Raw genomic sequence first — 25,280 nt, 5'->3', positions numbered from 1 at the left:
TCCTTTTGTATCATCAGCTAAATCATTTCAAAATGCTTCAGTGCTTCCGTAATGGCTCTTTCCTTCTCCGGCGGGCATTGGGGCTGCTTGGCGTTTTCGGATTTCGGCTTATTGTAGTTTTCACGCTCAATGATGCCGTATTTCTGCTTCACCTGTGCGATATAGAGGTAGCTGACTTTCAGTCCGGTATGCTCGAAAATGTATTCCCGGATTTCCTCGTAGGTTGCCTTACTCTCCGCCGAAGTCAAATCCAGCTCGTCCATCTTCACTTCGATCTCGATATGTTCCTTGCTTTGAAGTTTGGACAATAAACATACCGTCTCCACATTCGCCGTACCGGGGAACATATCCACCGCCGCGGCGCGGACGGCGGCATAGCCCTCCTGTGCAAACAGCTTCACATCACGCGCCAGCGTCGCCGGATCACAGGAGACGTAGACGATACGCTGCGGCGCCATCGATGCCGCTGCGGCGACCACCTCCGGGCTGAGCCCCTTGCGGGGCGGGTCCACGCATATCACGTCCGGGCGCAGGCCCCGGGCGGCGAAGTCCGCCGCCGCGTCCGCCGCGTCGCCGCAGAGGAACTCCACATTTCCGATGCCGTTGCGTTTTGCGTTTTCTTTGGCATCGGCAATGGCCTCCGGCACGATCTCCGCGCCGATGACCCTCGCCGCCCGCCGGGCCATCACCTGGGTGATGGTGCCCGCGCCGCAGTACAGGTCCAGCACCGTCTCGTGCCCGGTCAGTCCCGCGAAGTCCACAGCGGTATCGTACAGCACCTCCGCCATGTCATGGTTCACCTGATAAAAGGACGGCACGCTCAGCCGGAAGGACAGGCCGCACAGGGTATCCTCCAGCACGTCCGCGCCCCACAGGGTGCGGTATTCACTGCCCAGTACAGCCCCGGTGGGCTGGGTGTTCACGCCCAGCACCACGCCCACGGCATTCGGCAGCGCCTGCCGCATAAACGACACCAGCGCGTCCTCGCGGGGCAGCTTCTTCCCGTTGACCAGCACGCAGACCAATGACTGCCCCGCGCTGTTCGTGCGGACATACAGGTGCCGCACCAGACCCCGCCGGGTCCTTTCATCGTAACAGGGCACGCCGCACTCCCGGATGTACCGCCGCAGGGCCTCCGCCGCCGCGTCGGCCTGGGGCTTCTGTATCCGGCAGCAGTCCACCGGGATCACCTGATGGCTGCGGGCCTTGTAAAAGCCCACCTGTCCACCGGCGTCCACAGGATACTGGCTCTTGTTGCGGTAGTGCAGCGGCGCACCGGAGAGGATACCCTCCACTGTCACATCGCTGCCGCCGATGCGGCGCAGGGCGTCCTGCACCCGCTGGAGCTTGGCCTCCAGCTCCTCTTCCCTATCCATGTGGCGGAAGTCGCAGCCGCCGCACCGCCCATAGTACGGGCAGTCCGGCTCCACCCGGTGGGGCGAGGGCGCGTATACCCGCACCGCCTTGCCGAAGGCGGCGTTTTTCAGCGCCTTCAGGATGAGCACATCACAGTCCTCGCCCCGCAGCGCCCGGTGGACGAACACCGCCTGCCCGTCGATGCGGGCCACGCCCAAGCCCTCGGAGGTATACCCCTCGATGCGGGCGCGGTAAGTCTTGTTCTTCTCCGGCACGGCTCAGAACTCGAACTTGCTGATGACCTTGCCGATGGCATCGGCAAAGGCGGCCAGCGTCTTGTTGTCCCGGCCCTTGCTGCGGCGGATGAGACCGATGAGCATATCGCCCAGCTGGACCAGCTTCTGGTACGCCGCCGTGGCCTTGGGCGCGCCCTCATAGGCGCGGGTCTTGCGCTCCGGCAGGTAGCCGGGGGCAAGCTGCTTGTCGGCGATCAGGTCATACTCCTCGGTATACTGGGGCGCGTGGGCTGCAAAGCCCAGCCCCTTTACCGTCTCGGCGTAGACGGGCGCCACCTCGCGGTCACCGTGGACCACGAACACATGGGTAGTCTTCGCCGGATCAAAGTGCTTGATCCAGTCCACCAGATGGTCATGGTCGGCGTGAGAGCTGAGGCCGGGGAAGTTGACGATCTTGGCCCGGACGGCCACATCCTCGCCGAAGAGCTTGACGCTGTCGGCCCCGTCCAGCAGGTTGCGGCCCAGGGTGCCCGGGGACTGAAATCCCACGAACACCACGGCGCTGTCGGCGCGCCAGAGGTTATACTTCAGATGGTGGCGGATACGGCCCGCGTCGCACATACCGGAAGCGGAGATAATGACCTTGGGGGTCTTGTCCACGTTCAGCAGCTTGGACTCGTCTACCGTCTCGGTCAGGTGCAGGCCGGGGAAGCTGAACATATGGGTGCCGTCCTGCACCAACGCCAGAGCGTCCTCGTCCAGATAGCCCCGCAGATCGCCGCAGAAGATGGTGGTGGCCTTCTTGGCCAGCGGGCTGTCCACGTACACCGGGAAGTCCTTGACGGACGTGACCAGATTTTTATCCTTGATCTCGCGGATGAAATACAGCAGCTCCTGGGTGCGGCCCACGGCGAAGGAGGGGATGACCACGTTGCCGCCCTTGCCCAGCGTCTCGTCGATGATCTCCGCCAGCTGGCCGGTGTAGCTCCACACCTCGGTGTGATTGCGGTCGCCGTAGGTAGACTCGGTGAGCACATAGTCCGCGCTGTCGAAGAACTGGGGATCGCGGATGATGGGCTGATCCACATTGCCGATATCGCCGGAGAACACCACGGTGCGCGTTTCATCACCCTCATGGCAGGTGAGCTTGATGCTGGCGCTGCCCAGCAGGTGGCCAGCATCGATGAACTGCGCCGTCACGCCCTCCACCACGGGAATGTCCTGGCCGTATTCGCAGGTCTGGATAAACTCCCGCACCCGCAGGGCATCGGCCACGGTGTAGATCGGCTCTACCTCCGGACGTCCGGCGCGCTTGTTCTTGCGGTTCTGATACTCCGCGTCCTGCTCCTGGATATGGGCGGAGTCCTGGAGCATAATGTCCAGCAGATCGGCGGTCAGGCGGGTGGTAATGATCTTACCCTGAAAGCCGTTTTTGATGAGCATGGGGATGCGGCCGGAGTGGTCGATATGGGCGTGGGTCACCAGCACCACATCAATGCTGCCGGGGTGAAAGGGCAGCGCGGTGTTGTCGATCTCGTCCCGGCCCTGCTGCAGGCCGCAGTCCACCAGGATATGCTTGCCGTTGACCTCCAGACAATGGCAGCTGCCGGTAACGCACCGGTCAGCGCCGTAAAAACGCAGCTTCATGGCGAAAACTCCTTCTCTTTGATAGTATCGTCAGTATACCACACTTTTCCGCGCTGCACAACCGCAAAGCGGCACGACTGACCGATAACTGTTCACAGAAAATCTTTTTGCATTAGACAAAAGAGTGTGGTATACTCTACTGGTATAATTATGTACGATTATCTTTTTACTTAGAAAGGATACAGAATATATGGGACTGTTTACCAAGGTCTTCGGCACCTACAGCCAGCGGGAGCTGAAGAGCATCTACCCCATCGTGGACAAGATCACCGCACTGGAGGACGAGTACAAGCAGCTGACCGACGCCGAGCTTCAGGCCAAGACCCCGGAGTTCAAGGAGCGTCTGGCCAACGGTGAGACGCTGGACGACATCCTGCCGGAGGCCTTTGCCGCCGTGCGGGAGGCCGCGGACCGCGTGCTGGGTATGCGCCCCTATCCCGTCCAGCTGGTGGGCGGCATCGTGCTGCACCAGGGCCGCATCGCCGAGATGAAGACCGGCGAAGGCAAAACGCTGGTGGCCACCCTGCCTGCCTATCTGAACGCGCTGACCGGTGAGGGCGTTCACATCGTCACCGTCAACGACTACCTGGCCAAGCGTGACTCCGAGTGGATGGGCAAGGTCCACCGCTTCATGGGCCTTACCGTGGGTCTGATCATCCACGACATGAAGAAGGAGGAACGCCAGAAGGCCTATCAGGCGGACATCACCTACGGTACCAATAACGAGATGGGCTTCGACTACCTGCGTGACAATATGGCCCTGTACGCCAACGAGCAGGTCCAGCGGGGCCACGCTTTCGCCATCGTGGACGAGGTGGACTCCATTCTGATCGATGAGGCCCGTACCCCCCTGATCATCTCCGGTATGGGCGAGAAGTCCACCCAGCTGTACGATATGGCCGAGATGTTCGCCGCCCGGCTGAAGAAATTTGTGGTGGTGGAGACAGACGACAAGGAGGAGGAAGCCACCGACATCGACGCCGACTATGTGGTGGACGAGAAGGGCAAGAGCTGCACCCTCACCGCCCGCGGCATCAAAAAGGCGGAGGAGTTCTTCCATCTGGACAACCTGTCCGACCCGGAAAACAGCACCATCGCCCACCACATCAACCAGGCTATCAAGGCCCACGGCATCATGAAGCGCGACGTGGACTATGTGGTCAAGGACGGCGAGGTGGTCATCGTAGACGAGTTCACCGGCCGCCTGATGTTCGGCCGCCGGTACTCCGAGGGCCTGCACCAGGCCATCGAGGCCAAGGAGCACCTGTCCGTCCAGCGTGAGAGTAAGACGCTGGCCACCATCACGTTCCAAAATTACTTCCGCCTCTACCGCAAGCTGTCCGGCATGACCGGTACGGCGCTGACGGAGGAGGAGGAATTCGCCACCATTTACGCGCTGGACATTATCGAGATCCCCACCAACCGCCCCATCGCCCGTATCGACAACGAGGACAGCGTGTACAAGACCGAGAACGGCAAGTACCGCGCCGTCATCCAGCAGGTAAAGGCGTGCCACGCCAAGGGCCAGCCGGTGCTGGTGGGCACCGTATCCATCGAGAAGAACGAGCTGCTGGGCAAGATGCTGACCCGCGAGGGCATCAAGCATAACCTGCTGAACGCCAAAAACCATGAGCGCGAGGCTGAGATCGTGGCCCAGGCGGGCCAGTTCGGCGCCGTCACCGTGGCCACCAACATGGCCGGACGCGGTACCGATATCATGCTGGGCGGCAACGCCGAGTATATGGCCAAGAACGACCTCCGCAAGGCCGGCCTCACCGACGAGCTCATTGCCGAGGCCACCGGCTACGCCGAAACGGATAACCAGGAGATCCTGGATGCCCGGAAGCTGTTCGCCGAGAAGCTGGCCCAGCACAAGGCGGAGATCGCCGGCGAGGCCGACAAGGTCCGCGCCGCCGGCGGCCTGTTCATCATCGGCACCGAGCGCCATGACTCCCGCCGTATCGACAACCAGCTCCGCGGCCGTGCCGGCCGTCAGGGCGATCCCGGCGAGACCCGGTTCTACATCTCCCTGGAGGACGACCTCATGCGCCTGTTCGGCGGCGACCGCGTCACCGGCATGATGGAGCGCATGAACATCGACGAGGACACCCCCATCGAGAACAAGATGCTCTCCCGCGCCATCGAGCAGGCCCAGACCACGGTGGAAAGCCGCAACTTCCAGGCCCGTAAGTCCGTGCTGGAGTACGACGACGTGATGAACAAGCAGCGCGAGATCATCTATGGCCAGCGCAAGCAGGTGCTGGACGGCATGGACGTCAAGGGCATCATCATGGGCATGATGGAGAGCGCCATCGGCCACCAGGTCCGCAGCGCCTTCATGGGCCAGGAGCACCTGGACATGGTCCAGTGCAAGGAGCTTCTCCGCGGCGTGGAGGGCGTGTACTTCACCAAGTACACCGTAAAGATCGACGAGAGCCAGCTCCCCACCCTTACCGAGGACGATTTCATCGATATGTTCACCAAGGCCGCCGCCGACTTCTATGAGAAAAAGGAGCAGGAGATCACACCGCCCGTCATGCGTGAGCTGGAGCGCGTGGTGCTGCTGCGGGTGGTGGACGAATACTGGATGGACCATATCGACGCCATGCAGGACCTGCGCCAGGGTATCCGTCTGCGGGCCTACGCCCAGACCAACCCGGTGGACGCCTACAAGAAGGAGTCCCTGGAGATGTTCGAGGAGATGATCGACGCCATGAAGGAGGAGACGGTGCGCCGTCTGTACTCCGTTCGCCTGCGCCAGAACGAGGAAGTCAAGCGCGAGCGCGTGGCCAGCGGCATGACCGAGAACGTGGGCGGCGACGGCACCGTGAAGAAGCGCCCCACCAAGGTGGTCAAGGTCGGCCGCAACGACCTGTGCCCCTGCGGCAGCGGGCTGAAATGGAAGAAGTGCACCTGCAAGGAGTACCACTCCTGATTTCGGCCTATGCTTCTCCCCTGTACGCTGCCTACGGTCGCATGGCGCCAGCCAAATCAAAGATTTGGGCCGCCAAAGTGCCTGCGGCAGCGGGCTGAAATGGAAGAAGTGCACCTGCAAGGAGTACCACTCCTGAGTAACTTCAAACGACACCCGCTTCGCTGGGCTGTCGTTTGAGCGGGCTGCGGCCTGCTGCAGCGCACGACGTGCGCGTCAAAGTCGCGCACGCGCACGTTTGCAGGCCGAAAATGAATTCGACTTGATTTGCGTCTGCGGACGCAAACTCTGCGAGGCATTGCAAAATGGCGGGCGGTGGCTGAAGCCGCCGCCCGTCCCATCTTAATGTAGGGGGCGGCGTCCCCGACGCCCCGTCCCCCTCCGGAAGGAGACACTATGTTCCACATCCACACAAAAAACGACCTGGTCTATCTGGCCTCTGATGTGTTGGACAACGGTGCCATCGTCCACGGCTTTTCCACCCGTAAGGGCGGTGTCTCCCCCACCCCCTGGGACAGTCTGAACCTGGATGACCGCCGGGGCGATGACCTGGCCAATGTACAGGAGAACTTCCGCCGCCTGTGCACCGCGCTGGACACGGATGTGCAGCGGGCGGTGCTCAGCCGTCAGGTGCACCGCAGCGATGTGCGCCGCGTCACGGCGGCGGACTGCGGCAAGGGCCTGTGGCAGCCGCAGGACTACGACAGCGCCGACGCCCTGGTGACGGACGTGCCGGGCATCCCCCTGATCGTGTTCTCCGCCGACTGCAACGTACTGCTGCTCCACGACCCGGTGCGCCGGGTCATCGGCGCCGCTCACGCCGGCTGGCGGGGCACCGCCGCCGGCATCGCCGCGGAGACGGTACGCGTCATGGCCGAGGATTACGGCTGCGACCCGGCGGACCTCCGCGCCGCCATCGGGCCGGCCATCGGGCCGTGCTGCTTCGAGACGGACGGCGACGTACCGGAGGCCCTGCGGGCCGCACTGGGTGCGGCGGCGGAGCCGTTCATGGCATGGAACGGCAGCAAGTGGCACATCGACCTGAAGGCCGTCAACGCCCTGTGGCTGCGCCGCGAGGGCGTTACGCGCATCGACATCTGCGATCACTGCACCGCCTGCCGCCCGGACCTGTACTGGAGCCACCGGAAGATGGGCCTGCGCCGGGGCGAGCAGGCCGCGCTGATCGCTCTGCGGGAGGATACGCTATGAAACGTGCACTGCTGTGCCTGCTGCTGGCGCTGACCATGCTGCTGGCCGCCGGCTGCGCCGACTGGGAGGTCACCGAGGATCCCCTGGGGGAGCTGTCCGACTTCTATCAGAATGAAAACGAGGAACCGGAGCCGGAGCCGCTGACCGCCTTTACCCTGCCCTATATCGCCGGCGGCACCCTGGACCCCGTCCGCACCACGGACACCATGCAGCAGACCGTTGAGTCCCTCATGTACCAGGGGCTGTTCGCCCTGGACGAGCAGTTCCGGCCCCAGGCCGTCCTGGCGGACAGTTGGACATATGATGCCGCCCAGCGCACCTGGACCATCCGCATCAAGGCCGATGCGGCTTTCTCTGACGGCTCCGCCGTCACGGCGGCGGACGTGGCCGCCACGTTGGAGCGCGCCCGCACCTCTGACCGCTATGCCGCCCGGCTGCGGGACGTGACCTCTGTGTACGTCCGGGAGGACGCGGTGGTCGTCGCCCTGTCCGCCCCTCTGGCCACACTGCCCAGCCGCCTGGACATCCCCATCATCAAAGCAGGCACCGAGAACCGCACCGCCCCCACGGGCAGCGGCCCCTATCTGTTTGCCAAGGATGACACGGGCGCCTACCTGACGGCCAACAACCGCTGGTGGCAGGACAGCAGCGTTCTGCCGCTGTCCACCATCCGCCTGCAGCACTGCAAGGACAAGGACTCCGCCCTGTACGCCTTCACTTCCCGTGAGGTGCAGCTGCTGACGCTGGATCTCACCGGCAGCAACAGCACCGGTGTCTCCGGTGCCGGCGACTACGCTGAAGCAGCCACCCCCGTCATGCAGTTTCTGGGCATGAACACCCGGCGGGAGGCTCTGTCCGCCCCGGCCCTGCGCCGGGCCCTCAGCGCCGGCATCGACCGCGAAACGCTGGTGTCCTCCTGCCTGCTGGGACAGGGCACGGCGGCCCAGCTGCCTGCCTCCCCCGCCTACGCAGGCTACGATACCGCGCTGGAAACGCCTTACGACACCGCGGCCTATAACCGCCTGCTGAACGCCGCCCTTGGCGAACAGGCGGAGGATGAAACACCCCTGACGCTGACGCTTCTGGTCAACGAGGAGAGCAGCTTCAAGGTCTCCGCCGCCCAGGAGATCGCCATGTACCTCAATACCGCACGCCTGACCGTCACCGTAGAGGCTGTTCCCTGGGACACGTTCCTCACCCGGCTGGAAAGCGGCGACTTTGATCTCTATTACGGTGAATGCCGCCTGACCGCCGACTGGGACCTGACGGCCCTGTTGTCCACCGAGGGCAGCCTCAACTACGGCGGCTGGTCCGATGAGACTACCGACCGGCTGCTGCAGGCCTATCGGGCCAGCGGCGCTGACGCGAACCTGGTGGCCCTGTGGCAGCAGCTGCTGGACACCGCCCCCTTCGCCCCCATCTGCTTTAAGTCCGTATCCGTTGTCACCACCGAGGGCGTGGTGCAGGGTCTGTCCCCCACGGAGACGGCCCCCCTCTCCCCCCTGGGCGGCTGGTCCGTCCGGCTGGACGCATAAAAGGAGCGTATGCCATGTCACAAGTCACCAAGCGGGCGCTGGAGGCGTCGCTGAAAAAGCTGCTGCTGGAAAAGCCCCTGCATAAGATCACTGTCAGTGACATCACCGATGACTGCGGCATCAACCGCATGACGTTTTACTATCACTTCAAGGACATCTATGATCTGGTGGAGTGGAGCTGTCAGGAGGACGCCAGCCGCGCTCTGGCGGGCAAAAAGACCTACGAGACGTGGCAGCAGGGCCTTTTGCAGATCTTCGAGGCCGTGCAGGAGAATAAGCCCTTCATTCTGAACGTCTATCGCTCCGTCAGCCGGGAGCAGGTGGAGAACTATCTCTACAAGCTGACCTACGACCTGCTGGAGGGCGTGGTGGAGGAGCAGGCCCGGGGAATGTCCGTCCGGCCGGAGGATAAGGCCTTCATCGCCACGCTGTACAAGTATATGTTCGTAGGCCTGATGCTGGACTGGATCAGATCCGACATGAAGGGCGATCCCCACCTGATCGTGGAACAGCTGGACCAGGTCATCCACGGCAGCGTCGACGCCGCGCTGGCGCGTCTGCGTACCGACAAGCCCTTATCAAACGAGGCCAAATGATAAAAAACTGAACACCTGCCGCCCCGGTGATAAAAAACTTATCACCGGGGTTTTTCTGCTTATTGAACAAATATTCATTCGGATGTATGCTTTCATCATCAAAGGAAAACATACAGTGGATACTTGAAAGGAGTTTATTTATGTATTATTCCAGCGGTAACTATGAAGCCTTTGCCCGTCCCAAAAAGCCCGAGGGCGTGGACAACAAATCCGCCTATATCGTGGGCAGCGGTCTGGCGGCCCTGACCGCCGCCTGCTATCTGGTCCGCGACGGCCAGATGAAGGGCGAGCACATCCACATTCTGGAAAAGGGCAATCTCCCCGGCGGCGCCTGCGACGGCTATAAGTTCGAGAATCTGGGCTACGTCATGCGCGGCGGCCGCGAGATGGACAACCATTTCGAGGTCATGTGGGACCTGTTCCGTTCCATCCCCTCCATCGAAACGGAGGGTGTCAGCGTGCTGGACGAGTACTACTGGCTCAACAAGGAGGACCCCAACTACTCCCTGTGCCGCGCCACCGTTGACCGCGGCCAGGACGCTCATACCGACGGCAAGTTCGACATCTCCGACAAGGGCGCCATGGAGATCATGAAGCTGTTCTTCACCCCCAACGAGGACCTGCAGGACAAGAAGATCACCGACTTCTTCGATGACGAGGTGCTGAACTCCAACTTCTGGCTGTACTGGCGCACCATGTTCGCCTTTGAGAACTGGCACAGCGCGCTGGAGATGAAGCTGTATATCCAGCGCTATATCCACCACATCGGCGGCCTGCCCGACTTCACCGCCCTGCGCTTCACCAAGTACAACCAGTACGAGTCCATGATCCTGCCCATGGTGAAGTATCTGGAGAGCCACAACGTCCGGTTCCATTACGGCGTGCAGGTCACCAACGTGGAGTTCGACTGCTCCGATCCCGCCCACAAGCTGGCCAAGCGCATCGATGTCATCGAGAACAACGAGCCCGGCGCCATCGACCTGACGGAGAACGATCTGGTGTTCATCACCAACGGCGGCTGCGTGGAGAACTCCTCCATGGGCAGTCAGGATAAGCCCGCCGCCTACAACACCGAGCTGAAGCCCGGCGGCGGCTGGGATATGTGGCGCAAGATCGCCGCGCAGGACCCTGCCTTTGGCCATCCCGACAAGTTCTGCCATGACCCCGAGCAGACCAACTGGATGAGCGCCACCGTGGAGACTTTGGACCAGAAGATCATCCCCTATATCAAGAACATCTGCAAGCGCGACCCCTTCACCGGCCATGTGGTCACCGGCGGCATCGTCACCGTCAAGGACTCCTCCTGGCTGATGAGCTGGACCATCAACCGCCAGCCCCAGTTCCGCGACCAGCCCAAGGACCACTGCCTGGTGTGGGTATACTCCCTGTTCACCGACAAGCCCGGCGACTATGTGAAAAAGCCCATGCGGGCGTGCACCGGCAAGGAGATCTGCATGGAGTGGCTGTACCACATCGGCGTGCCCGAGGATCAGATCGAGGATCTGGCGTCCAACAGCGCCAACACCGTACCCGTGATGATGCCCTATATCGATGCGTTCTTCATGCCCCGCGCCTACGGCGACCGGCCCAATGTGGTGCCCGACGGCAGCGTGAACTTCGCCTTCCTCGGTCAGTTTGCCGAGACGCCCCGCGACACCATCTTCACCACCGAGTATTCCATGCGAACCGGCATGGAGGCCGTCTACACCCTGCTGAACGTGGACCGCGGCGTGCCCGAGGTCTGGGGCAGCGTCTATGACGTCCGCGACCTGCTGAACGCCACCGTAAAGCTGCGGGACGGCAAGAAGGCCACCGACATGGAGCTGGGCCTGATGGAAAAGCTGGCCGTCAAGAAAGCCCTCAGTAAGATCGAAAACACCGATATCGAAAAGCTCCTGAAGGAATACCACGTCATCTGACAGCCCCCAGTTCACCCCCCAAACAATAAATATCCCCCGGCCTAGCCGGGGGATATTTATTGCGTTCAGTTATACTCCCGCACCACGGCGGTGACCTTGCCCAGCAGCGTGGCCTCGCGGCCGTCGATGGGCCGGTAGTTCTCGTTCTCCGGCAGCAGCCACACCTCGCCGTTCCGGCGGCTCAGCCGCTTCACCGTGGCCTCGTCCCCCAGCAGCGCCACCACGATCTCGCCGTTGTGTGCCGTGGGCTGGCGGTGCACCACCACCAGGTCGTCCGGCAGGATGCCCGCGTTCAGCATGGACTCGCCCCGCACCCGCAGGGCAAAGTACTCCCCCTCGCGTCCGCCGGTGTCGAAGGTCAGATAGTCCTCAATGCACTCCTCCGCCAATATGGGGCTGCCCGCGGCCACGCTGCCCACCACGGGGATGCGGTCCGCCGCCGGCGCCGCCTCCTCCTGTACCGGCGCGCCGTCAGGCATTTCCCCCTGCATGGGCTGCGCCAGCGTCAGGGCCCGGCCCTTGCCGGCCCCCTTGGTCAGCACGCCCAGCTCCTCCATATGCTTCAGGTGGAAATGCACCGTGGACGGCGATTTCAGTCCCACCGCCTCGCCGATCTCCCGCACCGAGGGGGGATACCCCTGCTCCCGCAGTGCCTGGGCGATGTAGTCGTAGATCTTCTGCTGCATTCTGGTCATCTTCGCCATAGCCATGCCCCTTTCATGCGCCCCGTGTCGGCGCAGGTCCGTTTTTTGTATGTGCGCCGCGTCCGCTGTTCTTCCGGCTCTATTATATCACACACTTTCGCGCATTGCAACATTTGTTCTATTTCTTTTTGCAGTTTTTTCTGAGGCTGCAGCAAAGACGACCGTGAAGTAACATCAAAAGCAATGAAAGAAATCCCGTTTCAACGGGCATTTCACTCTTGACAAGGGCCGACGGTATATAGTATAATGATTTTCGCTGACACGGTGACATAGCCAAGTGGTAAGGCAAGGGTCTGCAAAACCCTCATTCCCCGGTTCAAATCCGGGTGTCACCTCCAAATTAGACAAAAGCTGTGTATAACGTAAGTTATACACAGCTTTTGCTTTTTTAGCATGTAAATCGCATAAACTCGGCCCGAAAACTATGCAGAATAACGGCAAAAGAGAAAATGAAATAATCTGTATTCCTATGTTTTATCTCTTGAACGAGGTAACACATGGGAAGTTTTGTTTTTAGGAGGAATAAAACATGAGAATACCATATGGTTTTGTGTTGATCAGCGGAGGGACACTTAGAGTCAACGAGTATGAAGCAAATATCGTATCCATGATTTTCGAGTTCTATATGGCAGGAGCAAGTTTGGGAAAAGTGGTGGATATGCTTTACTCAAAACAAATATCTTCTCCGACCGGAAAGACGAAATGGACCCGCGCTGCGGTAGATCACCTTCTTTCAAACGGCAAATATGTGGCTATTGTCGGCCTGGAGAAATTTCTGGATGTCCAATTTGAGAAGGCTGCCCGCTGTAATATTGACTACGACAAGGAGGGTTCACCGAGGAAAGACATACGTTATGTTTCCCCTGCTATGGTTCAGATTTAATTTGTCTTTTACAACACTGAAAGTTATGCTACAATGACCTTGAGAGGTGATGTGTGTGGCAAAGAAATTGAATCTGGTGGATATGTACGGAATTGGACTTATGCTGGAACACCTTGTAGCTGAGGGCAACATTACCTGCGAGGAACGGGATCGAGTTATATTGCGAATCGCGCGGGAAAACGATATTGCCGAATATATGCTCTCGAATCTTGCCGGTTATGGAAGAAGTAAGCAAGAGGTGTTGGAACGAGCAAAACGGAGGAAAGGCCTGGAATCACAGGGGAAAAAGCAGGAGGAAGGTTACATTTCTCTGACTGAGGTCGCCCGAGCTCACAGCGAGGATGCTCCGGGATATGTGATACAGAGTTGGCTGAGGAGCGGAAATACTTTAGCATTTTTGAATCTGTGGGAGCAGGAGAATAATCCGAATTATAGTGAGACTGGTTATGCAGAACTTTTAAAGAGAAAGAAAACTGCCTCATTTACGTTGACGCCAAAGCTATGGATCGACCAGACAAAGGCAATCGGCATCGTTTCCAAGCAGGAGAAAAACGGAGGAACATTTGCTCATCCGATGATCGCCTGCGAGTTTGCCTCATGGATCGCCCCGGAATTTAAGATGCAGTTGCTGAAGCTGTCGCTGGATAGAACGAAATTGAGATGAATGAACCTTGTGTTGGTAAGGTGGGGTGATGAAACTATGGAAAAAATTCTGATCGTGGGGAACGGATTAACAGCTAACCTTATTCCTGAATATCAACACAAAGCTATGATGAAGAAAATCAAAGAGGAAATTCCGCGCCTCTTTGATAAGGCGGATAAATTGTTTGCGCCTTTCCGCAATAAAGTAGACAGCGTTCAATATAGTGCTGTATCGTGGGGATATTCTGGCGATGGTTTTTGCGGCGAAGAAGGGTACGGCGGACCAATCACAGATAGACCATATAATCCAACACTACTTTCGCATATTGAGGACCAGCTTCGAAAACTTGGCTTTAATGATGCTCAGACAGTTTCCACCATCCTCTTCCAAACATATGGACTTATATATGAAACACAAAATGATGAAATATCCAATGTGGAGAGCCTCTTAAAAATAATTGAGCTTTTTTGTCAAAGAGGGGATTTCACGAAAGAAGATCAAGCCGAATTAAAGCGGGCAGCAAGTAGAATTTGTTATAATAATGGTAAGTGGGGAAAAGACACGTTAGGCAAAGCAAAAGTAGAGCAATTAAAGAGATGGCTGTCTGATTACAAAATGATTTTCACAACAAATTATGATTGCGTTTTAGATGATGTCCTTCAAACAGATGAAATAAAGCATCTGCATGGAGGCTTCTTTTACAAAAAACAAGATAGACAGAAGCGCTCTGACACTCTATTAGGCCCAGATGATGCCTGTTTGATTTGGGGAATTAGCGGAGAAGAAAAGGAAGAAGAAATGAAGCTTGGCGGAGGATTTACATTTCCAATTCAATTCCCACTCGAATCCCCTATGACAATTTTTCAGATTTACTTATCTCAACTCCAAAATGCAAATGCTGGACGCATTGATATTTTTGGATATAGCGGGGAAAACGATCAGCATATTAACAGAGCGATTGCCCAAAATCCATCCATCCGGGAAATCCACTATTACTGTGCGCCTGCAAAAGTTTCAGATCCTGTTGAAGAATTTGAAGTTGCATCACGATTTTCAATTAAGGCACCCCAGAAACTGATGCTGGAATCATGGAATACAATCTGGAACATCTTCGAGCAGAATTAATAAAAAATTGGAGTTGATGTCCCCTGGCTATGTTATACCGAGAATGTCCCCCGTAAACATATAAGTCGATGAGATTGAGGTGAAAACAAGTGAGCCAGAACGACAAGATTCAATTATTTGAGGACAAGCGTATCCGCACGGCGTGGGACGAGGAAAAGGAAGAATGGTACTTTTCCGTTGTCGATGTTGTTGCGGTTTTGACAGATCAGCCAGATGCCCGTCATGCCAGTACATATTGGGCAGTATTAAAGAAGCGGCTGAATAATGAGGGCGCAGGCCAACTGCTTACAAATTGTAAGCAGTTGAAAATGACCGCCTCGGATGGACGAAAACGCATGACTGATGTGGCTGACACAGAGCAGCTTCTCCGTATCATCCAGTCCATTCCCTCACCAAAGGCTGAACCATTCCGGCAATGGCTGGCGCAGGTTGGTCGGGAGCGCATTGAGGAAACCATAGACCCGGAGTTGACCATCGAGCGGGCGTTGGAAACCTATCTCAAGAAGGGCTATACCCGCGAGTGGATCAACCAGCGGCTGCAAGCCATTCAGGTCCGTAAGGAACTGACAGACGAATGGGATGCCCGCGGTGTGCAGAAGGGCGTGGAGTACGCCATCCTCACCGATGAGATCTCCCGCGCATGGTCGGGGATGTCCACCCGGCAGTACAAAAATCTGAAGGGCTTGAAAAAGGAAAACCTTCGTGATAACATGACCACGCTGGAGTTGGTGCTGAATATGCTGGCGGAAGCCACCACCACACAGTTTTCAAAGGATCGAAAGCCCACGACCTTCCAAGAGAATCTGGAAGTTGCTAAAGCTGGCGGACAGGTTGCCGGGCGAACAAGGAAAGACATTGAGTCACAGTCCAATACGCCGGTCATCTCCTCAAAGAACGCCGCGCAACTTAATCAGGTCGTGACTGACCTTTTGGAAGGGGCAGCCGCGGATATGAGCGAGATGCCAGAGAAAAAATGAGTGTTTCGCATAACGGTTTTTCATGCGACCAATTGGCAGTTCTTGAAAGCACCCATCAAAAAAGTTTGAGAAAAGTTAAAAAAGAACTAAGAATTCCAATTTGCACATGGCATTTTTGAGCCGGGGGTTCAAAAATCTACAGTGGTATAGCATGACAACCAAAACTCCCGAAACGCCTGTGTTTCGGGAGTTTTTTCATGCCCAAAAACAGGTTTTAGCCTTGTTTTTAGTCTTATGCGGAGCGCCCTGCTCGTTGAAACCGTTGAAAAAGGAGGGGGACGGAAGCTTCCGTCCCCCTCCTGCGGTATTGGTTCTATTCTATGCAGACAATTCGTCCGTCCGTGTCGTTTAGCCCAGCTTTGCCCACGTCAGGGGGCCGACGATACCGTCCACACCCAGACCGTTGGCCTTCTGGAACGCCAGCACGGCGGCCTTTGTCTTGCTTCCGAAGATGCCGTCCACGCTGCCGCAGTCAAATCTTCACGCTTCAGAATTGGCGCGACGGTCTTGACACCGTCGCGCTTACGCTGCCGTATGCGGACACCGGCAAGCACGCCTATACGCCGGACTGGTCGAAGCTTCCCAGCGGGCAGACTTGAAACTACAGCAGCTCGCCCAACGTCAGTGAAGGCTCGAACGCAAAGCTTACTACATTCTGCTGGCAGAAAGACGCTGGTGGACGCGGAACTGCCGCCCTACGCGGTAACGGCGCTGATAAGCTACACCGGCACCGCGGCGCTGCTGCGCCGCCGCAAGCGTGAGGCCTGACGAGGCACCGCAGAAAACAGGAAACACCACCCAATGGGTGGTGTTTTTTTCGGCGGAACAGGCACGCATCCCCCAGGCAGGACCGCCTGGGGGTGTGTTTTATTGCTTTCGCGCGGTGATATAGTCGTCGCCGGGGCGCCAATAGGGACAGGATCGGGTATCGGCGGCCAGGAAACGGGCCAGCTCGTCCTCGTCCAGATCCATGTCACAGATATAATCGTCATAGTCCTCGTCATAGACGTACCACACGCAGGTCTCACACTTGTCCATCATACGTCCTCCACCAGCCGGTGGCTGTCGAATTTGCAGAAGCGGTAGTAGATGAGCGTGGCCACGCTGCACACGAACCAGCCGGCGGGGTAGCTCATGGCGATGGGGATGATCTCGTTGGAGACATAGTTGGCCACGATGTAGAGGTATATCTGGCGGAAGACCACGAAGGAGCCCAGCATGATCCACATGGGCACCTGGCTGTTGCCCGCGCCGCGGAGGGCGGCGGAGTAGATCTGGTTGATGCAGAAGAAGAAATAGAAGGGTGACAGCAGCCGCAGCAGCAACGCGCCATAGGACACCACCTCGGCCTTGCTGTTGAAGAACGCCGTCAGGTCCGGGGCCAGCAGCAGCACCGGCACCAGCAGCACCGCCGTCACCACGAAGGACAGGTACAGCGCCGTGCGGACGCCCTTCTTGGCCCGGGCCGTGTCGCCCACGCCCAGGTTCTGGCCCACAAAGGTGGTGCCGGCCATGGCGATGGACTGGACCGGCAGGATCACCAACTGGTCCACCTTGGTATAGGCCGTCCAGCCGGACATACAATCCGGGCCGAAATAGTTGATATAGCCCTGGACGAACACGTTGGAGAAAGCGGTGATGGCCATTTGCAGGGCGGCGGGTATACCCACGGACACGATCTGACGGAGGACGGACCAGGTCATACGCAGGGCGCGGAGCTCCACGCGGATACAGCCGGCGGCGCGCATGAGTACCCAGATGGTCAGTGCGGCGGACACCGCCTGAGCGATGATGGTGGCGTAGGCCACGCCCTCCACGCCCATGCCGAATTTCAGCACGAAGAGCAGGTCCAATCCCGTGTTCAGCACGGCGGACACCAGCAGGAAGTAGAAGGGGCGGCGTGAATCGCCCACGGCGCGGAGGATGCCGGAGCCCATGTTGTAGAGCAGCAGTCCCATGACGCCGGCGAAGTAGATGGTCAGGTAGGTGGTCTGCTCCGGTGCCACCTCGGCGGGGGTCTTCATCAGGCGGAGCATCAGGGGCGTCATGGCGATGCCGGCGGCGGTGAAGACCGCGCCCATCAGCAGCGTCAGCACCAGGGAAGTGTGGACCGCCTGGCGGACCTTATCCTCGCGGCCGGCGCCGTAATACTGGCTGATGACCACGCCGGCGCCGCTGGACAATCCCAGGAAAAAGCCGATAAGCGTGTTGATAATAGGGGTGACGGTACCCACGGCGGAAAAGGCCTCGTTGCTGACGTAGTTGCCCACCACCCAGGTATCCACCATGTTGTAGAGCTGCTGAAAAAGATTGCCCACCATCAGCGGCAGGGCAAAGTTGATCAGATGCTTTGTGATGCTGCCCTTGGTCATGTCCACGTCATAACGGGCGGCGCGGTGGTGGGTGTGGAAATGCAGATGCAGATGGCTGGAATGGCGCATGGAGGCTCTCCTTATAACATACTTCTTTACAGGAATTTTACCATAATACCAGCCGGGGCGCAACAGGGAGAATGCCGGTTTTTCGGCGCGGACAGCGCCGCAGAATGGGCGGGAATGGACGGAGGAAGCGCGTCATTCCGGGAATTCCGTCCGCTCCGCCGGACGCATGATGGATACCTCGTAGGCAGTGCGGTCGGTGGTGACGCCGTTCTCCGTTTTGGAGTAGACACGGCTCTGGACCCGACCCTCGGCGGTGAGCCGGGCACCGGTGTGCAGCAGGGACACCTGCTGGGCCACGGCGCCCCAGGCGATGCAGGGCAGGTAGTCGGCGCGGCCGTAGCGGCGGTTCACCGCCAGGATCATGTCGCATATCTCGCGGCCAAGGGGCGTACGGCGGAGGGCGGGCTGCTTGCACAGCACGCCGCTGAGGAAAATGCGGTTCAGCGGTTCGCCGGCGTCATGGGTCAGCGTCTGGGCGAAGGTGGAGATGACCAGACGGCTGCCCTGGCCGCTTTTGTTGTTGAAGGAACGCAGCTGGCCGGTGATATGTACGCCGTCGCCGGGAGACACCGGCGTCAGCAGCAGAAGCGGCCGGGGGACGATGACGGGCAGCTTGTCCGCCTGACCGGACAGGCGCAGGACGGACAGGGTAAAGCGGTAGAACGCACAGCCGTGGTTCACATGGGACAGCACCGGCGCGTCCTCGGCCACGCCCCGCAGCTCCACGCGGTTGTAATTCAGCTCCATAGCACACCTCGTTTGTTGAGATGTCACAGCCTATGTGGGGCGGGGCTGGAATATGCCCCCTTTTCAAAGCGTTCAAAGTATGGCATAATACAGCAAAAGGAGTGATGACCATGCGTTATAAGGGAAAGGTATACCGACCGCCCAGCGAGGCGTACAGCCTGATCGTGCAGGTGACCTACGGGTGCAGCCACAACAGGTGCGCCTTCTGTGATATGTACGACGACAAGCACTTTGCCATGCGGCCCATGGACGAGATCCGGGCGGACTTCGAGCTGGCACGGCGGGTATACCGCCGGGTGGAGCGTGTCTTTCTGGCGGATGGGGACGCACTGATGCGGAGGACCGGCGACCTGGTGGAGATATTGGGGCTGGTCTATGGGCTGTTTCCGGAGTGCCAGCGGGTAACATGCTACGCCTCCCCCACCAGCCTACAGATCAAATCCGAGGACGAGCTGCGCCTGCTGCGGAGCAAGGGCCTGCAGATGGTGTATATGGGATTGGAGTCCGGGTGCGACGCGGTGCTGGAGAAGATGCAGAAGGGCCACACGGCGGCGGAGATCGTGGCGGCGGGGCAGAAGGCCCGGCGGTGCGGGCTGGCGCTGTCGGTGACGGCCATCTCCGGGCTGGGGAGCGTGGCACACTGGCGGGAGCACGCCGCGGACACGGCCAGAGCCGTCAGCGAAATGAAGCCGGACTATCTGGGGCTGCTGACGCTGATGGTGGAGCCGGGAACGCCGCTGGAGGCCTGGGTGCGGGAGGGCAGCTTTACGCTGCTCAGCCCCCTGGAGGTACTGAAGGAAACAGAGCTGTTTTTACAGCACGTGGACAGCGAAGGAACCGTGTTCCGCGCCAACCACGCCAGCAACTATCTGACGCTGAAGGGCACACTGAACGGTGACCGGGAGGCGCTGCTGGCGCAGATCGCCGCGGCGCTGGACGGTCGCCGGGACCTGAAGCCGGAGTTTTTGCGGGCGCTGTAATGCACACGCGCATTCAAAAGGGTTTCCCTGTGGGAAACCCTTTTGCTGTCCAACCAGCCCCGCGCTCTGCGGAAAAGGGCGGACTTGACAGGGTGGGTGGTTTTGTATATAATAGGCAAGATTTATATCAAAAGGAGGATACAGGGCGATATGGATACCGACAGCGGCGACCATCCCGGGAACTTGCCGGGCTGCCATCTGTTTTTTGCGGCATATCTGCGCCGCCTGACGCGGGGCAGACGTGCTTTTTTGCGCCTTTAGACCAGTGTGGATCGCAGAAACAGATGACAGAAAAAGGAGCTATTGATCGTGTCAACGACTACATATATCATTATTATGGCGGTATGCCTGCTGCTGTCCGCCTATTTCTCGGCCACGGAGACGGCGTTCTCCTCGGCCAATGTCACGCGGCTGAAAATGCTGGCGGAAAAAGGCAACAGCCGTGCCGCGCTGGCGTGCCGGCTGCTGGAGCGCTATGACAAGCTGCTGTCCACCATCCTGATCGGCAACAACATCGTGAACATTGCCATGGCATCCCTGGCCACGGCACTGTTCGTCAAAAGCTTCGGCGATGCCGGTGCTACGCTGTCCACCATCGTGGTAACGGTGGTGGTGCTGATCTTCGGCGAGATCTCCCCCAAGAGCATCGCCAAGGACTGCGCCGAGAGCTGGGCTATGACGGCTGCGCCGTTTCTGCGGTGCCTGATCTGGCTGCTGATGCCGCTGAACGCGCTGTTCTCCCTGTGGAAAAAGCTGCTGGCCAGGATGTTCCATCTGGATGGGGACAACAAAATGTCCCCGGAGGAGCTGCTGATGCTGGTGAACGAGGTGCAGCAGGAGGGCAGCATCGACAAGGACGAGGGCGACCTGCTGAAGAACGCCATCGGCTTTTCCGAGCAGGAGGCGCAGGACATCCTCATCCATCGGGTGGACCTGGCGGCACTGCCGGTGGACGCCACGAAGGAAGAGGTGGCGGACCTGTTCACCCAGACAAAGTATTCCCGGCTGCTGATCTATCGGGAGGACATCGACCATATTATCGGCACCATACACCAGAAGGACTTTTATGTGGGCTGCGGCGTAACGGACAAGCCGCTGGAGGAGATACTCTCCCCGGTCATGTTCGTGCTGGAAAACGAGCCCATCAGTCTGCTGCTGAAAAAATTGCAGCTGGCCAAGACCCAGGTGGCCGTGGTGGTGGACGAGTACGGCGGCACCTGCGGCATCGTGACCATGGAGGACATTCTGGAGGAGCTGGTGGGCGAAATCTGGGACGAGCACGATGAGGAGGAGGTCTTTATCCGCAAGGTGGACAAGGACACCTATCTGGTGGACGCGGCCATGGATTTTGACGATTTTGCCGAGTTCTTCCATCTGAATGAGGAGACGGAGATGACGTCCGTCAGCGGCTGGGTGATGGAGCAGTGCGACCGGGTTCCTGAGGTAGGCGACCGGTTCAGCTGCCAGGATCTGGACGTGCTGGTGACGCGGGTGGACAATCACCGCACTTGTGAGATCAAGGTGGTCCGGCGGGAAGCGTCCGGCGGTGAGATCACCGACGAGATATAAGCAGAAGCACCCGGAGGCATAAGCCTCCGGGTGCTTATTTTTTCCTGTGAGGAACCTCTCCTAAGGTGAGTCCAATACTACCATACCACCATCCGCCCGCCAATGCAAGAAGAACTTTCGCTTCTGCAACAATTTCTCCCTAATTCTATATATTATATGATAATTCCGATGAAATATCTGCGTTTTGCACCGTTGACAGCGGAGGTATGGGGGTGTACCATCGGAGCATATTTTTTACAGGGGAGATGGCGGGATGAAGTATATTTTTGTGACCGGCGGCGTGGTGTCCGGGCTGGGAAAGGGCATCTGCGCGGCATCGCTGGGCCGGCTGCTGAAGCAGTGCGGTCTGCGGGTGCGAAACCAGAAGTTCGATCCGTACCTGAATGTAGACCCGGGGACCATGAGCCCTTACCAGCACGGCGAGGTGTTCGTCACCGACGACGGCGCGGAGACGGATCTGGACCTGGGGCACTATGAGCGCTTCGTGGATGAGGCGCTGACCGGCGACAGCTCCGTTTCCTCCGGAAAGATCTTCTGGTCGGTGCTGAACCGGGAACGGCAGGGCGGCTATCTGGGCGGCACGGTGCAGATCATCCCCCATGTGACCGACGAGATCAAGCGGCGGTTGTACGCCATGGATGACGGACAGACGGACGTGGTCATCGCGGAGATCGGCGGCACGGTGGGTGACATCGAGAGCCAGCCGTATCTGGAGGCCATCCGTCAGGTGGCGGCGGAGCAGGGGCGGGAAAACGTGCTGTATATCCACGTGCCGCTGGTGGTCTCCATCCCCGGCAGCGGCGAGCTGAAGAGCAAGCCCACACAGCACTCCGTGAAGGAGCTGCTGAGCGTGGGAATCCAGCCGGATATCCTGGTGTGCCGCACCGACAGCCCGCTGCCGGAGGACATGCGGAAGAAGATCGCACTGTTCTGCAACGTCAGTGAGGACTGCGTCATCCCCAACCTGACGGCGTCCACCCTGTATGAGGTGCCCCTGCTGCTGGAGCGGGAGGGGCTGTGCCGGGTGGTGTGCCGCAAGCTGGGACTGGGCGCCGGCGAGCCGGATATGCGGCACTGGCGGGAGCTGGTGGCGCAGATACACGCGGCGGAGCAGCGCCATGTGACCATCGCGCTGGTGGGCAAATACACGGAGCTGCACGACGCCTATCTCAGCGTGGCGGAGTCGCTGTTCCACGCGGGGACCGCCTGCGGCGCACAGGTGGACATCCAGTGGGTGGACTCACAGCACCTGACGGCGGAAAACCTCACGGAAACGCTCTGCGGGTGCAGCGGCATATTGGTGCCCGGCGGCTTCGGTGACCGGGGCATTGAGGGGATGATCCTGGCGGCGCAGTACGCGCGGGAGAAGGGTATCCCCTATCTGGGCATCTGCCTGGGGATGCAGATCGCGGTCATCGAATTTGCGCGGCACGCAGCCGGGTGGGCGGATGCCCACAGCGCAGAGTTCAGCGCCGTGACGGCACATCCGGTCATCGACCTGATGCCGGACCAGGTGGGCGTGACCGCCAAGGGCGGCACCATGCGGCTTGGCAAGTATCCCTGCGTGCTGGCGGAGGGGACAAAGGCCCGGGAGGCCTACGGCCAGCGGGAGATATGGGAACGCCACCGCCACCGGTATGAGTGCAGCAACGTGTTCCGACCGGAGCTGGAAGCCGTGGGCCTGCGGGTGGCGGGTACGTCGCCGGATGGCCGTTTGGTCGAGATGGTGGAGATAGCGGACCATCCGTGGTTCGTGGGCTGCCAGTTCCACCCGGAGTTCAAGAGCCGGCCGGACCGGCCCCACCCCCTGTTCCGCGGCTTTGTGGCCGCAGCACTGGCGCAGCAATAAGGAGGCACAAAAAGGCCCGCCCCTGCGGGGCGGGCCTTTGCGCTCAGCGCATCAGGGCTGCATGGCCGCGGCGGTGGCCGGGTCAAGGTAATACTCCCCATCGCCGCCCCGGTAGTAGATATTCTGGATAAAGCCGTGGAGGTCGTACTCCACCTTCGTGTTTGGCTCGGCCAGCACATCGCCGTACATCAGCACGGGATCGATATCCTCCCGGCTGTTGATCTCCTCCTCGGTCAGATCACCGCCCTTTTCAACGGTGCGGTTCAAGTTGGCGTCGTAGTAGACCACGGAGTAGTCCTGCATCCACATGGGAACATAGACCACCTTTGTGACGGTCTGCCCGTCCTCCTCGGGCTGGGAGATTCCCTCCACCGGCGGTACGTCATCCTCATCGGTGGGCAGGGTCTGGACGCCGCAGGCGGCCAGCACCGTAAGCAGGGCCAGCAGCGCCGCGATCACAGCATACTTTTTCATATTCATTCGCTCCTTTCGCTTCGATACACGCTCTCCGCCATAGACAGCAGTTCGCTCTGTGTCTCGCCGCCGGTGAGCAGGAAGAAGCAGTTGGCCTGCTCATCCACCCATACCAGCGCCGATGCGCCTGCCGGTACAGCCACATAGTGGAACGGCGCCATGTCCTCCCCACGGTAGAACCACAGGCCATAGCCGCGGCGTGCCGGGGAAGCGCTCTGCCCCGCAGGGGCGAAGCGATACAGCTGCGCGGAGATACCGTGCACTGTCACCGGCGCCGCATCATAACCCTCCGGCATTCCTTCTTCCCCCATAGGACGCTGCCCCGTCTCGGTATTGTATATCCCACCGGTGCTTCCGTCCCGGAGTTCCGCGCGGATCTGTGCACTGCCGGTCAGGGGCACGGCTTCAAACAGTATATCCCCCTGCGCGGAGGTCCAGCGCATCACCCGGACACCATTCCTCTTTTCATCGTTATAGCCTCCGGTAAAGTCACCTGTCAGCGTATAACCCGCCGGGGCCGCGGGCGTATAGTCTTCCGGTGTCGGCTCCTCCGCTGACGGCGTAATGTCGTAAAGCGTGGTCACGCTGGTCACTCGCAGGAACCAGCGGCTGACCGCCGCGCGGGCGGTGGGACTGGCCGCCAGCACCGCGCCGAAGGTCAGCAGTGCCGTCAGAGCGGCCGCCGCCGCGCGTCGGCCCCATCGTCGGACCGCCTGCCGGCGGGTCACACAGCGCGTCAGCGCCGTCATGTCCGCCTGAAAGGCCGGGGAAAATCCATCCTCCGGCGCCGGCAGTGCCGCCGCCAGCTGCACCGCCAGTCGGCGCGCGCCGCAGCACAGCGCTTCATCATTGAGCAGAATGCTCATACAGATATGCCCTCCTTTTCCAGTTCTGTACGCAGGGCGGCCTTGGCCCGCTGCAGAAGCTTCTGGGCCGCGGCAAAGGACAGACCCAGCAGGGATGCCGTCTCACGGGTGCTGTAGCCGCAGCCGTAGCGCAGCAGCAGCGCCTCGCGGCAGCGGGGCGGCAAGCGCCCCATAGCGTCGGCCACCGGGTCGCCGCAGGGCGGCGGCGTGACCAGAACGGTGTTCTCGTCAAAGGGCACGCCGTCACGGCGGGCCTGCTGCCGCAGGCAGTCGATACACTTACGCTCCGTGACCACCACCAGATACGCCTCCAGCCGGGGGCGAGGCAGGCGGCACAGCCGCGGAAAGTGCTCCGCCAGCGCCAGAAACGCCTGGTGCACTGCGTCCTCGGCCTCCGCGCCGCCGCAGAGCTTCCGGCGGGCCAGGGCCAGCAGACGGCCCCGGCAGGCAGTGTATATGTCCTCGAACTGCCGGGTCTGCCGGGGATCCTCTATGGTCTGGGTATAGAGCAGCATAGGCCCTCCTCCCTTCTGCGCTGCAGCTGTGTGCGGACGGCAGTGTGTCTCCGTCCTGCGTCTTCACTCTGTAAACG

The 25,280-nt window shown here is 59.8% G+C and carries 22 protein-coding genes and 1 tRNA gene; 13 read left to right on the top strand and 10 right to left on the bottom strand.

Annotated elements, in window-relative coordinates:
- Nucleotides 1–17: 17 nt before the first annotated feature.
- On the bottom strand, nt 18–1,631 hold the full coding sequence (gene rlmD, locus ACOMDU_RS03645) for a 23S rRNA (uracil(1939)-C(5))-methyltransferase RlmD (protein WP_421129085.1): 1,614 nt from the start codon (nt 1,629–1,631) through the stop codon (nt 18–20).
- Nucleotides 1,632–1,634: 3 nt separating this feature from the next.
- On the bottom strand, nt 1,635–3,239 hold the full coding sequence (locus ACOMDU_RS03640) for an MBL fold metallo-hydrolase RNA specificity domain-containing protein (protein ID WP_421129084.1): 1,605 nt from the start codon (nt 3,237–3,239) through the stop codon (nt 1,635–1,637).
- Nucleotides 3,240–3,429: 190 nt separating this feature from the next.
- On the opposite strand from ACOMDU_RS03640, the gene secA reads away from it, so the two are divergent.
- The 5 genes from secA (at nt 3,430) to ACOMDU_RS03615 (ending at nt 11,430) form a co-directional block, all read left to right on the top strand.
- Nucleotides 3,430–6,174, top strand: coding sequence for a preprotein translocase subunit SecA (secA, locus tag ACOMDU_RS03635; RefSeq protein WP_421129083.1), 2,745 nt, complete (start codon nt 3,430–3,432; stop codon nt 6,172–6,174).
- 393 nt (nt 6,175–6,567) lie between these two features.
- A complete protein-coding gene (gene pgeF, locus ACOMDU_RS03630; RefSeq protein ID WP_421129082.1) occupies nt 6,568–7,380 on the top strand; it encodes a peptidoglycan editing factor PgeF in 813 nt (270 codons plus the stop codon).
- Nucleotides 7,377–8,915, top strand: a complete 1,539-nt coding sequence (locus ACOMDU_RS03625; protein WP_421129081.1) for an ABC transporter substrate-binding protein — start codon at nt 7,377–7,379, stop codon at nt 8,913–8,915. The genes pgeF and ACOMDU_RS03625 overlap by 4 nt, the downstream gene beginning before the upstream one ends.
- Nucleotides 8,916–8,929: 14 nt before the next feature.
- On the top strand, nt 8,930–9,511 hold the full coding sequence (locus ACOMDU_RS03620; RefSeq protein WP_421129080.1) for a TetR-like C-terminal domain-containing protein: 582 nt from the start codon (nt 8,930–8,932) through the stop codon (nt 9,509–9,511).
- A 140-nt stretch (nt 9,512–9,651) separates the two neighbouring features.
- A complete protein-coding gene (locus ACOMDU_RS03615) occupies nt 9,652–11,430 on the top strand; it encodes an oleate hydratase (RefSeq protein ID WP_421129079.1) in 1,779 nt (592 codons plus the stop codon).
- A gap of 65 nt (nt 11,431–11,495) precedes the next feature.
- Here ACOMDU_RS03615 and lexA read toward each other — a convergent pair whose 3' ends face one another.
- Complete coding sequence (lexA, locus tag ACOMDU_RS03610) at nt 11,496–12,134, bottom strand: transcriptional repressor LexA (RefSeq protein WP_421129078.1); 639 nt, start codon at nt 12,132–12,134, stop codon at nt 11,496–11,498.
- 263 nt (nt 12,135–12,397) lie between these two features.
- Between lexA and ACOMDU_RS03605 the strand changes: the two genes are divergently transcribed.
- The 5 genes from ACOMDU_RS03605 to ACOMDU_RS03585 all read left to right on the top strand — a co-directional run bounded on the left by ACOMDU_RS03605 (nt 12,398) and on the right by ACOMDU_RS03585 (nt 15,762).
- A tRNA-Cys gene (locus ACOMDU_RS03605) sits at nt 12,398–12,472 on the top strand.
- 191 nt (nt 12,473–12,663) lie between these two features.
- Nucleotides 12,664–13,017 (top strand): recombinase family protein, encoded by a 354-nt coding sequence (locus ACOMDU_RS03600; RefSeq protein WP_418539784.1) that lies wholly within the window; start codon nt 12,664–12,666, stop codon nt 13,015–13,017.
- Nucleotides 13,018–13,072: 55 nt separating this feature from the next.
- Complete coding sequence (locus ACOMDU_RS03595) at nt 13,073–13,681, top strand: KilA-N domain-containing protein (RefSeq protein ID WP_421129077.1); 609 nt, start codon at nt 13,073–13,075, stop codon at nt 13,679–13,681.
- Between the two features lie 36 nt (nt 13,682–13,717).
- Nucleotides 13,718–14,785: a hypothetical protein gene (locus ACOMDU_RS03590; RefSeq protein WP_418539789.1), complete on the top strand. Its 1,068-nt coding sequence runs from the start codon at nt 13,718–13,720 to the stop codon at nt 14,783–14,785.
- Nucleotides 14,786–14,874: 89 nt separating this feature from the next.
- The gene (locus ACOMDU_RS03585) at nt 14,875–15,762 is read left to right on the top strand and encodes a BRO-N domain-containing protein (protein ID WP_418539792.1); all 888 of its coding nucleotides are present in this window, start codon (nt 14,875–14,877) and stop codon (nt 15,760–15,762) included.
- 348 nt (nt 15,763–16,110) lie between these two features.
- On the opposite strand, the gene ACOMDU_RS03580 is transcribed toward ACOMDU_RS03585, so the two are convergent.
- The 4 genes from ACOMDU_RS03580 to ACOMDU_RS03565 all read right to left on the bottom strand — a co-directional run bounded on the left by ACOMDU_RS03580 (nt 16,111) and on the right by ACOMDU_RS03565 (nt 18,950).
- On the bottom strand, nt 16,111–16,224 hold the full coding sequence (locus tag ACOMDU_RS03580; RefSeq protein ID WP_421129076.1) for a peptidoglycan-binding domain-containing protein: 114 nt from the start codon (nt 16,222–16,224) through the stop codon (nt 16,111–16,113).
- Nucleotides 16,225–16,629: 405 nt separating this feature from the next.
- Entirely contained in the window at nt 16,630–16,800 is a 171-nt protein-coding gene (locus tag ACOMDU_RS03575; RefSeq protein ID WP_022135626.1) for a DUF6472 family protein, read from the bottom strand.
- The gene (locus ACOMDU_RS03570) at nt 16,800–18,203 is read right to left on the bottom strand and encodes an MATE family efflux transporter (protein ID WP_421129074.1); all 1,404 of its coding nucleotides are present in this window, start codon (nt 18,201–18,203) and stop codon (nt 16,800–16,802) included. The genes ACOMDU_RS03575 and ACOMDU_RS03570 overlap by 1 nt, the downstream gene beginning before the upstream one ends.
- Nucleotides 18,204–18,335: 132 nt before the next feature.
- The gene (locus ACOMDU_RS03565; protein ID WP_421129073.1) at nt 18,336–18,950 is read right to left on the bottom strand and encodes a single-stranded DNA-binding protein; all 615 of its coding nucleotides are present in this window, start codon (nt 18,948–18,950) and stop codon (nt 18,336–18,338) included.
- 110 nt (nt 18,951–19,060) lie between these two features.
- On the opposite strand from ACOMDU_RS03565, the gene ACOMDU_RS03560 reads away from it, so the two are divergent.
- From ACOMDU_RS03560 to ACOMDU_RS03550, 3 genes are all read left to right on the top strand, one after another.
- On the top strand, nt 19,061–19,930 hold the full coding sequence (locus tag ACOMDU_RS03560; RefSeq protein ID WP_421129072.1) for a radical SAM protein: 870 nt from the start codon (nt 19,061–19,063) through the stop codon (nt 19,928–19,930).
- A 309-nt stretch (nt 19,931–20,239) separates the two neighbouring features.
- A complete protein-coding gene (locus ACOMDU_RS03555) occupies nt 20,240–21,499 on the top strand; it encodes a CNNM domain-containing protein (protein ID WP_421129071.1) in 1,260 nt (419 codons plus the stop codon).
- Nucleotides 21,500–21,752: 253 nt separating this feature from the next.
- Nucleotides 21,753–23,348, top strand: a complete 1,596-nt coding sequence (locus tag ACOMDU_RS03550) for a CTP synthase (RefSeq protein ID WP_421129070.1) — start codon at nt 21,753–21,755, stop codon at nt 23,346–23,348.
- 51 nt (nt 23,349–23,399) lie between these two features.
- On the opposite strand, the gene ACOMDU_RS03545 is transcribed toward ACOMDU_RS03550, so the two are convergent.
- Genes ACOMDU_RS03545 through ACOMDU_RS03535 form a run of 3 tightly spaced genes read right to left on the bottom strand, consistent with a single transcriptional unit; the run spans nt 23,400 to nt 25,203 of the window.
- The gene (locus ACOMDU_RS03545) at nt 23,400–23,822 is read right to left on the bottom strand and encodes a hypothetical protein (protein WP_421129069.1); all 423 of its coding nucleotides are present in this window, start codon (nt 23,820–23,822) and stop codon (nt 23,400–23,402) included.
- Between the two features lie 2 nt (nt 23,823–23,824).
- Complete coding sequence (locus ACOMDU_RS03540; protein WP_421129068.1) at nt 23,825–24,688, bottom strand: hypothetical protein; 864 nt, start codon at nt 24,686–24,688, stop codon at nt 23,825–23,827.
- On the bottom strand, nt 24,685–25,203 hold the full coding sequence (locus tag ACOMDU_RS03535; RefSeq protein ID WP_421129067.1) for an RNA polymerase sigma factor: 519 nt from the start codon (nt 25,201–25,203) through the stop codon (nt 24,685–24,687). The genes ACOMDU_RS03540 and ACOMDU_RS03535 overlap by 4 nt, the downstream gene beginning before the upstream one ends.
- Nucleotides 25,204–25,280: the final 77 nt, after the last annotated feature.

The sequence above is a fragment of the Vescimonas sanitatis genome (assembly GCF_049060325.1).
Taxonomy (GTDB): domain Bacteria; phylum Bacillota; class Clostridia; order Oscillospirales; family Oscillospiraceae; genus Vescimonas; species Vescimonas sanitatis.
The sequence above is the reverse complement of the archived record's forward strand: the minus strand, read 5'-3'. Positions and strand labels throughout refer to the sequence as shown.

What these genes read in the sequence shown, in the direction of transcription:
- ACOMDU_RS03640 (WP_421129084.1), bottom strand. Translation starts at nt 3,239, where the DNA reads ATGAAGCTGCGTTTTTACGGCGCTGACCGGTGCGTTACCGGCAGCTGC.
- secA (WP_421129083.1), top strand. Translation starts at nt 3,430, where the DNA reads ATGGGACTGTTTACCAAGGTCTTCGGCACCTACAGCCAGCGGGAGCTG.
- pgeF (WP_421129082.1), top strand. Translation starts at nt 6,568, where the DNA reads ATGTTCCACATCCACACAAAAAACGACCTGGTCTATCTGGCCTCTGAT.
- ACOMDU_RS03625 (WP_421129081.1), top strand. Translation starts at nt 7,377, where the DNA reads ATGAAACGTGCACTGCTGTGCCTGCTGCTGGCGCTGACCATGCTGCTG.
- ACOMDU_RS03620 (WP_421129080.1), top strand. Translation starts at nt 8,930, where the DNA reads ATGTCACAAGTCACCAAGCGGGCGCTGGAGGCGTCGCTGAAAAAGCTG.
- ACOMDU_RS03615 (WP_421129079.1), top strand. Translation starts at nt 9,652, where the DNA reads ATGTATTATTCCAGCGGTAACTATGAAGCCTTTGCCCGTCCCAAAAAG.
- lexA (WP_421129078.1), bottom strand. Translation starts at nt 12,134, where the DNA reads ATGGCGAAGATGACCAGAATGCAGCAGAAGATCTACGACTACATCGCC.
- ACOMDU_RS03600 (WP_418539784.1), top strand. Translation starts at nt 12,664, where the DNA reads ATGAGAATACCATATGGTTTTGTGTTGATCAGCGGAGGGACACTTAGA.
- ACOMDU_RS03590 (WP_418539789.1), top strand. Translation starts at nt 13,718, where the DNA reads ATGGAAAAAATTCTGATCGTGGGGAACGGATTAACAGCTAACCTTATT.
- ACOMDU_RS03575 (WP_022135626.1), bottom strand. Translation starts at nt 16,800, where the DNA reads ATGGACAAGTGTGAGACCTGCGTGTGGTACGTCTATGACGAGGACTAT.
- ACOMDU_RS03570 (WP_421129074.1), bottom strand. Translation starts at nt 18,203, where the DNA reads ATGCGCCATTCCAGCCATCTGCATCTGCATTTCCACACCCACCACCGC.
- ACOMDU_RS03565 (WP_421129073.1), bottom strand. Translation starts at nt 18,950, where the DNA reads ATGGAGCTGAATTACAACCGCGTGGAGCTGCGGGGCGTGGCCGAGGAC.
- ACOMDU_RS03560 (WP_421129072.1), top strand. Translation starts at nt 19,061, where the DNA reads ATGCGTTATAAGGGAAAGGTATACCGACCGCCCAGCGAGGCGTACAGC.
- ACOMDU_RS03550 (WP_421129070.1), top strand. Translation starts at nt 21,753, where the DNA reads ATGAAGTATATTTTTGTGACCGGCGGCGTGGTGTCCGGGCTGGGAAAG.
- ACOMDU_RS03545 (WP_421129069.1), bottom strand. Translation starts at nt 23,822, where the DNA reads ATGAAAAAGTATGCTGTGATCGCGGCGCTGCTGGCCCTGCTTACGGTG.
- ACOMDU_RS03540 (WP_421129068.1), bottom strand. Translation starts at nt 24,688, where the DNA reads ATGAGCATTCTGCTCAATGATGAAGCGCTGTGCTGCGGCGCGCGCCGA.
- ACOMDU_RS03535 (WP_421129067.1), bottom strand. Translation starts at nt 25,203, where the DNA reads ATGCTGCTCTATACCCAGACCATAGAGGATCCCCGGCAGACCCGGCAG.